This window comes from Desulfonatronum zhilinae (genome assembly GCF_900182865.1).
Lineage (GTDB): Bacteria > Desulfobacterota > Desulfovibrionia > Desulfovibrionales > Desulfonatronaceae > Desulfonatronum > Desulfonatronum lacustre.
This window is the reverse complement of record NZ_FXUJ01000065.1, coordinates 1-1,893: the sequence shown is the minus strand read 5'-3', so window position 1 is coordinate 1,893 and position 1,893 is coordinate 1. Positions and strand designations below refer to the sequence as shown.

2 protein-coding genes are annotated in these 1,893 nt (G+C 61.2%); both read right to left on the bottom strand.

Annotated elements, in window-relative coordinates:
- The coding region (locus AC559A_RS18835; protein WP_498819233.1) for a Na(+)/H(+) antiporter subunit D at positions 1-1,497 on the bottom strand (1,497 nt) is incomplete at its 3' end.
- On the bottom strand, positions 1,490-1,744 hold the full coding sequence (locus AC559A_RS18830) for a hypothetical protein (protein ID WP_498819232.1): 255 nt from the start codon (positions 1,742-1,744) through the stop codon (positions 1,490-1,492). The genes AC559A_RS18835 and AC559A_RS18830, both read right to left, overlap by 8 nt.
- Positions 1,745-1,893: the final 149 nt, after the last annotated feature.

The window sequence follows — 1,893 nt, the reverse complement described above, 5'->3', positions numbered from 1 at the left end:
GATGTACAGGGTCTCGAAGTCCAGGTTGCGCTGGGCATGGGGCTTGAGCACCCCGCGCATGACCATAAAGCCCAGGCCGGTGAAGCCCAGCAGCATCAGGGTCATCAGGACTTTCCAGGACGACCAGGGCTGGAAGTCGTACGCGCCGGGATAGGGCAGGAAGCGGTACAGCAGATCCGGGTACAGGCCCTGGGCGATGCACAAAAAGGCCGCCGCGCCCATGGCAATGTACATGTTCACCGGAATGGGCTTGAGCGGCTTGTCGTAGGTCGGCTTGCCGCCCCAGAAGGCGAAGTAGGGCAGCTTCAGGCCCACGGAAAGAAACGTGCCCACCGCGGCCACTTCCATGAGCATGCCCAGGAGCACCTGGTGGTCGTTGAAGGCCCCGGCGATGGTCATGGTCTTGGAGACAAAGCCGTTGAAAATGGGCATCCCGGAGATGGACAGGCCCGCGACCACGTAGGCCAACATGACCAGGGGCAGGCGCCCGGCCAAGCCGCCCAGCTCGTTGAGCTTGGCCGTTCCGGCGGCATAGAGCACCGCGCCAACGCTCATGAACAGCAGGCCCTTGTAGAGGATGTGGGCGTAGGCGTGGGCGCAGGTGCCGTTGAGCGTCATGGCCGTGCCGATGCCGATGCCCGCGACCATATACCCCACCTGGGACATGATGTGGTAGGAGAGAATACGCCGGGCGTTGTTTTCCATGGTCGCGTAGAAGACGCCCCACAGGGCCATGGCCACGCCCATCCAGGCCAGAAATTCCCAGCCGGCGAAGCCCCGGGCCAGGACGTAGACCGCGGTCTTGGTGGTGAAGGCGCTCATGAACACCGCGCCGGGGATGGTCGCCTCGGGATAGGCGTCCGGCAGCCAGGCGTGGGCGATGACAAAGGCCGCGTTGACCCCGAAGCCGAGCATGATCAGCCAGTCGTAGTACTGGCCGTCGGCCGGGATGATTCCGGTGAAGGTGAAGTCGCCCACCACCTGGTAGCGCAAGAGGATCCCGGCCAGCATCATCAGCCCGCCGATGGTGTGGATCACGAAGTAGCGGATGCCCGCGCCCACGGCCCGAGGGTTCTGCTTGGAATTGAACCAGATCAGCAGGGTCGAGGCCACGCTCATGATTTCCCAGAAGATGAACAGCGTCACGTAGTCCCCGGCAAAGACGCAGCCAAAGGCCCCGCCCACATAGACCGCCGCGGCCACGTGGTGACGGATCTCCTTGAGGTGAAAGGCGTAGATGAAGCCGATCAGGGCCTGAATGGCGAAGACGTTGGCAAAAAGGAGAGACAAGCCGTCCAGTCGTCCCAGAGAGAGGTCCATGCCCAGGTAGCGCAGATGGAGATGATCGCCCGGCGTGGCCGAGAACACGGCGATGATGGCCAGGATCGGGGCTAAAGGCAGCAGCCAGCGCCACCAGGTCACGGTTGTCCGGGCCAGGAGCAGGAGAACCAGTCCCAGGCCGAAAAAGGCGATGGTCGGGTGGAAGAAACTAGTCATGGATGTCCTCGGGAGCGCCGATCAGTGGAGCGACGATGCGTTTCATCACAAAGGCCATGGCCACGGCCAGAACGAACCCGAACCCGGCCCAGAAGCCGGGATAGACTTCCCAGGCCACGTGCGGGTCGTAGGGGCCGATGAAGAAGTTCAAAACCACCAGGATGGCCAGGACGGCGAAGAAACCCAATTTGAATTGGCCGGAGTAGGCCGTCAATCGGTCAATCAGTTTGCATTCACGATGCTCCATGGACTCCTCCAAAACTGTTTCCATCTTGATATTCATTGTGAAGATGCGATCATACATTTTCAAGAAAGTCGGTGAGTTCTATGTCCGCATCCCGCAGAGCGCCCTTGAGCGTGTACCGATCAATTTCAGGGTGGTGCGGAAAAACAATT